The following is an 8,705-nucleotide window of genomic DNA, read 5'->3' on the forward strand; positions in this document are numbered from 1 at the left end:
TTTTGATAACCAAGTATTAACCTCAAAAACGGTCAACTCTATTTAGGGAAGTACAAATTTCGTTGTTCTTATTTCCGCACTCACAATTCCAAACTTCTTTTTCTTTTGAAGTTAGCAATTGTTTTTTCACAGATATTTCACCACGTGGTAGAAAGGACTTCTCTATTAACATCTTTAGTAGCTGAAATTCGTCGATATCGCTTCTATTATAAAATGGTTTGTCGCAAATTGCGACTCTTAGTCCAATTTTCTGAATTTTAAAATCTTCGCTTTTTAGCAAATCTTGAACATTTTTAAAATTAAATAGTGACAACTTTTTGATTACGGAAACTAAGTAATTCTTCAAATTTTGACTGTAGTTTGCTTGTATTGCTTGATATATCAATATGTGCCTTTTTTCTTCGTCTAAGCAATTTACAAAGGATTGAAAATTTAAATCGAATTTTGTAAAAGCCTCAGGCATAGTACTCTTATTTCCAATTACATCTGAATAATGAGCGATAATGTAAGGAAACATTTTTTCGATTTTATTAGAAATTATAAAATCCCAAGTTTCATCATCAAATGTTAAACTCCCAGCTTCGGCTTTTTCTAAAAACTGCTTTTCTTTTATTTTTGTTTGTATGAAATCATAACTAAGGAATTCAGACGAATAAGTTCTTTCACTTTCTGAAACTGTCGCCGATTTCTGTTTTTCAATAACTACCGCGGTACCAATTGCCGTTATCATGAACATTGATTTTCCCTTTCCAGATATTTCATCTACATCAATACTCAAACCTACAATACAATTAGCACCAGCTTCTTTAGCTCTATTTTGTAAAACAACGATAGCTTCATTATATAGACCCGCTAATTTCTTCTGATAAGTTGCAGACTTACCGCCAAAAACATCTGTTAATCCTCCAAGAAAGTCACTAAAGAAATTTGTTCCCACAACTATGTGTGCAGAAATTGGTTTTACATATTTACTTATTTCTAACGGGGCAATATTAGAAGTAGTTACAACTAAAACTTCATTACTAAGCATTTCTTTAATCAATTAATCAAATAGTTAGACGCGAAAAAAACTAATTTTTATAGCGTTATAAAGATATGCAAAAAATAAATTATTAAACTAAAAAACCGCGACACTTGCCGCGGTTTTTTAGTTGTATCAATTAGCGCTATTGTATTTATCGCTGCATATTTTTTGCTTCGATACTCATCGTAGCGTGCGGTACTATTTTCAAACGTTCTTTGCTAATGAGCTTGCCCGTTACTTTGCAAACGCCGTAGGTTTTGTTCTCGACACGGAAAAGCGCGTTTTTCAAATCGCGAATAAACTTTTCCTGGCGAATCGCTAATTGCGAGTTTGCTTCTTTCGACATGGTTTCAGAACCTTCTTCGAAAGCTTTAAAAGTGGGCGATGTATCGTCTGTACCGTTGTTTAAGTCGTTCATGTACGCACTCTTGATCAAATCTAAATCAGCCTGAGCTTTTTGAATTTTCTTCAAGATAATTTCTTTAAACTCAGCAAGATCTGCATCTGAATATCTTACTACTTCTTCTACCATTTTCTATCTATTTAGAAATTAATATCTGGGTTTTGATGTGATCGAATTCTATTTCAGTACCGCCGTTCATATCCGAAACAAAAGTAATCGACTTGCTTAAGGTTTCCGTTTGTATGTACCCTTTGTTTGCTTCCACAGCTGCTTCCAGCTCTGCATGTAACAAAAGCTGTACCGAAATCTTATCGGTAACTTCGAATCCGCTGTCTTTTCTAAGATTTTGAATTCGGTTTACCAATTCGCGTGCAATACCTTCTTGTTTCAAACTTTCGGAGATCGTAATATCGAGTGCTACCGTAGTTCCCTTGTCGGAAGCTACTAACCAACCTTCGATATCCTGAGACAGAATCTCAACATCATCTAGTGTTAAAATTATTGAATTTCCCGATAAATCAAGCGTCAGAGAACCCTCTTTTTCGATTTGTGCAATTTTTTGCGCATCGAATTTTTGTATCTCTTTGACTATCAAATTCATATCCTTACCAAATTTCGGTCCTAATGTCTTGAAATTCGGCTTAATTTGCTTGATTAAGATGTCGGATGCATCCTCTAAAAGTAGGATTTCCTTTACATTTACCTCTGCTTTTATCAGGTCTGAAACCGCCTCAATTTGTGCTTTTTGTGTCGCATCAGTAATCGGAATCATCAGTTTTTGCAAGGGCTGACGCACTTTGATCATCTCTTTCTTGCGCAGCGAAAGTACCAACGACGAAACCGTCTGTGCTTTAGCCATTTTCGCTTCAAGCGATTTATCAACAAACTTTTCAACGCTCACCGGAAAGTCGGTTAAGTGCACACTAATTTGTTTCGATTTTGCCACATTCGCTGTTAAGTTGCGATATAAGGCGTCGCTAAAAAACGGTGCAATTGGCGCCATCAGTTGGGTTACGGTTAGCAAACAATCGTACAGCGTTTGGTAAGCTGCAATTTTATCGGTAGCGTATTCGCCTTTCCAGAATCGGCGTCGGCACAAACGCACGTACCAATTCGATAAGTTTTCTTGTACAAAATCCGAAATCAAACGCGCAGCTTTCGTGGGTTCGTAATCGGCATAAGCGGCATCAACCTCAGCAATTAACGTATGTAATTCCGACAAGATCCAACGATCAATTTCCGGCCGTTGTTCCAGCGGTACGTTTTCTTCTGCGTAAGCAAAACCATCGATATTCGCGTACAAAGCAAAAAACGAATACGTATTAAACAAGGTGCCAAAAAACTTGCGACGCACTTCGGTAATGCCGTCTGAATCAAATTTTAAATTGTCCCATGGATTCGCATTCGAAATCATGTACCAACGCGTGGCATCCGGTCCGTGTTCTTGTATCGTTAAAAATGGGTCGACCGCATTGCCTAAACGTTTCGACATTTTCTGACCATTCTTATCTAAAACCAAGCCGTTCGATACCACATTTTTGTAAGCAACCGAATCGAAAACCAAAGTTCCGATGGCGTGTAAGGTGTAAAACCAACCGCGGGTCTGATCGACACCCTCCGCGATGAAATCGGCTGGAAACGATTTATTTCCATCGATTTTCTCTTTATTTTCAAACGGATAATGCCATTGCGCATAAGGCATGGCTCCCGAATCAAACCATACGTCAATCAAATCGGCTTCGCGTTTCATTGCTTTGCCCGAATCCGAAACCAATACAATACGGTCGACAACATTTTTATGTAAATCTACTTTTACGTAGTTCTCTTCCGAGAAATCGTTAGGCACAAAACCTTCAAACGGCTGTGCGGTCATTACGCCGGCGTCTATTGCGCGTTGCACTTCCGATACAAGTTCGGCCACGCTGCCAATTACTTTTACTTCGCTGCCGTCGTCGGTGCGCCAAATAGGCAACGGAATTCCCCAATAACGCGAGCGCGATAAGTTCCAATCGTTTGCATTTTTCAGCCAGTTACCAAAACGACCTTCTCCGGTTGCTTTCGGTTTCCAGTTAATGGTTTCATTTAAGTCGAACATACGCTCTTTCACGTCGGTCATTTTTATAAACCACGAATCGAGCGGATAGTACAACAAAGGTTCGTCGGTTCGCCACGAGTGTGGATAACTGTGTACGTATTTTTCAACCTTAAACGCGCGATTTTGCTCTTTAAGAAGGATCGCAATTTCAACATCTACGCTGCGTTCCGGACGGTCGGCATCGTCGTAATATTCGTTTTTAACGTACTTTCCGGCAAACGGACCCACATGTTTGGTAAAACGGCCTTGTAAATCTACCAAGGGCACTAAATTGCCAAAGTCGTCGTGCACCAACATAGGCGGTACTTCGGGTTTGGCTTCTTTGGCGGCCTTGGCATCATCGGCACCAAACGTAGGCGCCGTATGAACAATTCCGGTACCGTCTTCGGTGGTCACAAAATCGCCCGAAATAACACGGAATGCGTTTTCCGGATTTTCCGCAGGAAACGCATATTGCAAGAGTTGTTCGTAGCGCACACCAACCAATTCGGCACCTGTTAACTTCGCTAAAATTCGGTACGGAATTACTTTAGCACCGGCTTCGTAGGCAGCTATTCCGGCTTCGTCGGTTTCGGTAAAATTCTTGCCAAATTGCTTTCCAATTAAGTTCTCTGCCAATACCACAACAATTTTTTCGAAGGTGTAGAGGTTGTAGGTTTCAAGTAATGCATAATTGATTTTCGGCCCAACGGTAAGTGCGGTATTGCTCGGAAGCGTCCACGGCGTGGTGGTCCAGGCCAAGAAATACACATCGCCAAATCCTTGAAAGGCGGCTGGAAGTGTTTCGGGCAAGGCTTTAAACTGCGCCACAACGGTTGTATCGGTAACATCGCGATAACTTCCCGGTTGGTTTACTTCGTGCGAGCTGAGTCCGGTTCCGGCTTTTGGCGAATACGGCTGTATGGTGTAGCCTTTGTAAATGAGGCCTTTATCGTAAATTTGTTTGAGCAACCACCAAACCGATTCCATGTATTTGGGTTCGTAGGTTACGTATGGGTTTTCCATATCTACCCAATAGCCCATTTTTTCGGTAAGCGAATTCCACACGTCGGTATAGCGCATCACAGTGCGTTTACACGCTTCGTTGTATTCTTCAATGGAAATCGATTTTCCAATATCTTCTTTGGTAATGCCCAATTCTTTCTCGGTACCTAATTCTACAGGCAATCCGTGTGTGTCCCAGCCAGCTTTACGCTCTACTTGTTTGCCTTTTTGGGTTTGGTAGCGGCAAAAAATATCTTTCAGCGCGCGCGACATCACGTGGTGAATTCCCGGCAGGCCGTTGGCGCTCGGCGGACCTTCAAAAAACACATAAGGTTGCGCTCCGTTTCTATTGGTTACACTCTTTTCAAAAACCGCTTCCGACTTCCAGAATTCCAGCGTCTGTTCGGCAATTTCGGTTAGGTTAAGTCCTTCGTAAACAGCAAAATTCTTGCTCATCTCCCGTAAATAAAAATAATTTGCGAAAGTAAGGATTTTTGCAACCGCTTGCCCGACGATTTAAAAGGTTTTAATTGTTTTTTGGGCAGCATTTCGCGCTTTCCGCATTAGCGCCACCTCAAACACCGGCAAGTGGCACAAACGCAACCCGCTTCTGTGGGTCGCAGGTTGCATTTGGCACTTGCAGAGCGTTTTTCGGCAGCGGCTAATTTGCTGCAATCGCGGCTGCGGCAATCGTTGTCAAAAAAGTAACGGAAATTGGTTTTTGTGAGCGGAATTTCACAACGGATTTTTTTTGATAAAATATTTAATATCAATTTTTTACACGAGGTAATATTGCAATATTACGTTTTAAAAAATACAAAGTTTGATTGATCCTTAAAAAGCGTTCGTTTTTTGGATAACGTATCTCGCGCGAACGGGTGCAGCGATATCCTTTTTGGCGCCGCGGGATTTCCACTACTGAATCGCCAAAAAGATTTAGCGGAACACGTGACGGCGTGCACTATTTTTTGCGCAGCGACGAATGGTTTGCCGGCGCGCCCTAATTAAGAAGCTATGAGCAAGAAGCAAGAAGCTGTAAGCAATAAGCTATAAGCAAGAAGCCAATCGCTGAAAGCTAAACGCTAAACGCTAAACGCTAAAAGCAAAAAGCTAAAAGCAAAAAGCTAAACGCTGACTGCTAAGTGCTAATCGCTAACCGCTGTAAGCTAGAATTTTGTAAGTTGTACGTCCCTGAAGTAGGTTGGCCAATTCTTTAGCTTTATTCGCTTCATTGAACTACCCTTACCCGAACAACTCAGCCAAAACGTCTAGCGATTTCGGGCGTTTAAAGTGGTCGATATGATGTGCGTAAAATTCGAGTATGCTGTTCAATACCGCGCGGCGTTCGAGTTTTGTAAAGTTGTTGCTGTTTCCTAAGCCGAGATTTCGAAAAAGCTGAGATTCGCTTTCGCTGAGTGTGTAATCGGATTCGTGGTCTTGAAAAACGCCGTATTTTAGATCGAAAAAGCTTGCTTCTGCAGAAAAATCGGGAAAAAAGCCCAAGTACGAACTCAGGTTCAGCAAGAACTGCAACGGAAATGTGGCGGTTTCCGTGGTTTCATCTAAAATCAACAAGCTGTTTTCGAGAAAGGCAAACAGCGTGTCGTTAGCTTCTTCTTCCTTAATAACTTGATTTAGAATTTCGGCTAAAAAAAGTGCCAAGCTTCGTTTTACGAAATGATGCGGAATTTGTTGATACGCGTAGTGAAGTTTTACTTCTTTAAAGTATTCGAGCGTTCCTTTTTGCTTGTTTGTAGCAACGATTTCGAGTTGGGTAAGCGGCTCAAAATAGGAGCTTTTGAATTTGTTGGCTTTTCCGCTAAAAGCGTCGCGAACAAAGAAACTCTTTCGTCCGATTTCTGCGGTAAAGCAGCTAACTACCAGCGATTTTTCTTGGTAGCGAACCGCTGAAAGTACGAGTGCTTTTCCTGCAATCATTTAGCGAACAATCATTACTTTTTTCACGGTGGTTTCGGCGCCGTCTTCGGTAGAGATAAAAATCATGTACACACCCGATGCCACGCGGTATTTTCCAAAAGCAGTGGTATCCCATTCGATGGTTCCGCCGGTGGATATGGCTTCAAAAACGAGACTGCCGGTAATGTCGGTTATCTTTACGTTGGCGCTGTCGGTAAGTCCGCTAACTTTCACGGTTCCGGTATAATTTGGTCGAACCGGATTTGGATAAACGAAAACATCGCGCAAGTCGTCGCTGGCATCGATGGCGTTTCCGCGGTAGGAAACCAAGCCGCCGGTGGTTGCAAAGAAAACTTCTCCGGTAACCGAGTTGATATCAATATCGTTTATTTCATTGCTCGGCAGTGGCGAATTATCGGTGGTGAATCGTTGTAAGGTTTGTTGTCCGTCGGCAGAGACTTGAAACACGCCTGCGTCGAGTGTGCCGATCCATTTGTTGTTGGCGCCATCTACAACGATATCGGTAATCCATTGGTCGTTGAGAAGTTCTTGTGCGAGTCCTTCTTCTTCGATGATAATGGGGTTGGAACGCAAGTCGCTGTCGGGATCTAAGAACCGATCGGCACCTATTACGCGTAAACCTTCGCGTGTTCCAATCCACAATTGATTGCGTTTATCGACAGCAACGGTTTGCACGCGATTGGCGGGTAAATTTCCGTTTCCTTCGCCTTCTGAAATTCGTCTAAACTGCGGATTTGCTGTTTCGTTGAAGCCAACCAAACCGTCTGAACGCGTGCACATCCATTTGGTATTGTTTCTATCGATTGCCAAACGCATAAAGCGCGTGTCGGTCCACTCTGTTAAAATAGCTTCCATATTAAAGGATTGCCAGGAGCCGTTTGCTCGTTTTACTTTAAGCGGACTCCTAACGATAGCATTGGTGAGCCACAGATTTCCTTGGGAATCGAAGGCGGCTTGTTCTACGCGGATATTTTCGGTTGGCGGATCGGTAGGGAAAATGGTTTCCAGACCCGTAGTTCCGGTATTGGTGCGGTTAAAAATTTCGACTAGCTCGTCGTTTTCAAAACGCAATAAGCCGTTGTAGTACGACGACATAAAAACTTCATTCTCGTTGGAAGGGTTTACTGTTACACGCACAATTGAAGGTACGTTTAGTTCACTGTTCGGAATGTTGAGCCAACCTGTGTCGTTATTGTATCTACTAACGCCGAAGAATTTTAAAGGGTTTGGGTCGAGATTTTCGCCGTACGAACCGTAAACGGCCCAAAATCCTGTTGATAAGGTTGCTAGAGCAAAAACGTTGTTTTGAAGTGGTCCGCTCGGGCTGATCGACGGAAATGAAGCGGCATTTAATGTGCCAGCTAGTAATCCTTGCGTATTGGTTCCGATAAAAACGGTATTATTAACGACAGTGGCGCAGGTAAAGCGTATGTTGTTGGAATTTACTTCTGCTGCCGAGAGTTCTCTTACGAGTGTTCCGTTCTCGTTGAAAATTCGGGTTGTGGTTTCGGACACGGCAATAAGATTTCCATTGGCGCTTCTCAAATCAATTAGGTTTGGACTTAATTGTGTGAAGTTCTGAAAACTTGTTCCGTTTGAAGAGCGCAATACCTGTCCATTTGCCAAGCCGATGTACAATAAACTTTCGAATGCTACTACAGCGTCGAAATTACCGCTTTGCACGGTTAGCCATTGCTGCGCGTCGATTAAGTTTGGATTGGTGATTAGTGCTTTTTTAATGCCTTCGACGGTTGCGGCGTATATTTCTCCGTTAAAGGTTGTAGTTTGTTTTACGGCAATTTCGGGATTTGTAGTACCTATAAAATAAGTATCGCCAAACAATAAAGTTTGCAGATTAAACTGCGCGATTCCGAAATCGCAGCTTATTAACACGCCAATTTCGGTTTCTTCAAAGTGATTGATTCGCTTGATGTTCGGTGGCAGCTGTTTGTTGACGATATCAACAATGGTGGTGATGGAGCGATCGGAATCGTTAACAACAACGATTAATCCGCTTTGGTAACCAATGAGTGTTTTGTTTTGTGATGCACTTTTATAAACGGCTGTTATCGTTTCGCTGGGAAGTCCGTCTATAGTATTTGAAGTGCTAACATCACCTGTTATTAAATTTCGAGTAAAGAGTGCATTTGTTGACGCAGCAGTTACGCGAGAATCGGTTTGCGCAACATCTATAATTTCGTTGTAGGAAAAATAGCCGGTCCATCTGCTGTTGTTTTGAGCGAATGAGCAGAAAAAAGGAA

General features: G+C 42.2%; 5 protein-coding genes. All 5 read right to left on the bottom strand.

The genetic code is table 11. The features are described from left to right. Nucleotides 1-22: 22 nt before the first annotated feature. Nucleotides 23-1,042: a YbjQ family protein gene (locus ACOVQQ_RS10205; protein WP_421818107.1), complete on the bottom strand. Its 1,020-nt coding sequence runs from the start codon at nucleotides 1,040-1,042 to the stop codon at nucleotides 23-25. Between the two features lie 133 nt (nucleotides 1,043-1,175). Continuing rightward, nucleotides 1,176-1,556 carry a TraR/DksA family transcriptional regulator gene (locus tag ACOVQQ_RS10210; protein WP_094486698.1) on the bottom strand — a complete coding sequence of 127 codons (381 nt, stop codon included), beginning with the start codon at nucleotides 1,554-1,556 and terminating at the stop codon, nucleotides 1,176-1,178. A 7-nt stretch (nucleotides 1,557-1,563) separates the two neighbouring features. Continuing rightward, the gene (ileS, locus tag ACOVQQ_RS10215; RefSeq protein WP_421818108.1) at nucleotides 1,564-4,962 is read right to left on the bottom strand and encodes an isoleucine--tRNA ligase; all 3,399 of its coding nucleotides are present in this window, start codon (nucleotides 4,960-4,962) and stop codon (nucleotides 1,564-1,566) included. Between the two features lie 786 nt (nucleotides 4,963-5,748). Beyond that, a complete protein-coding gene (recO, locus tag ACOVQQ_RS10220; RefSeq protein ID WP_421818109.1) occupies nucleotides 5,749-6,444 on the bottom strand; it encodes a DNA repair protein RecO in 696 nt (231 codons plus the stop codon). Next, nucleotides 6,445-8,705: T9SS type A sorting domain-containing protein (locus tag ACOVQQ_RS10225; RefSeq protein ID WP_421818110.1), on the bottom strand; the 2,261-nt coding region annotated here is incomplete at its 5' end.

The sequence above is a fragment of the Flavobacterium sp. genome, from assembly GCF_049240005.1.
GTDB lineage: Bacteria > Bacteroidota > Bacteroidia > Flavobacteriales > Flavobacteriaceae > Flavobacterium.

What these genes read in the sequence shown, in the direction of transcription:
- ACOVQQ_RS10210 (WP_094486698.1), bottom strand. Translation starts at nt 1,556, where the DNA reads ATGGTAGAAGAAGTAGTAAGATATTCAGATGCAGATCTTGCTGAGTTT.
- ileS (WP_421818108.1), bottom strand. Translation starts at nt 4,962, where the DNA reads ATGAGCAAGAATTTTGCTGTTTACGAAGGACTTAACCTAACCGAAATT.
- recO (WP_421818109.1), bottom strand. Translation starts at nt 6,444, where the DNA reads ATGATTGCAGGAAAAGCACTCGTACTTTCAGCGGTTCGCTACCAAGAA.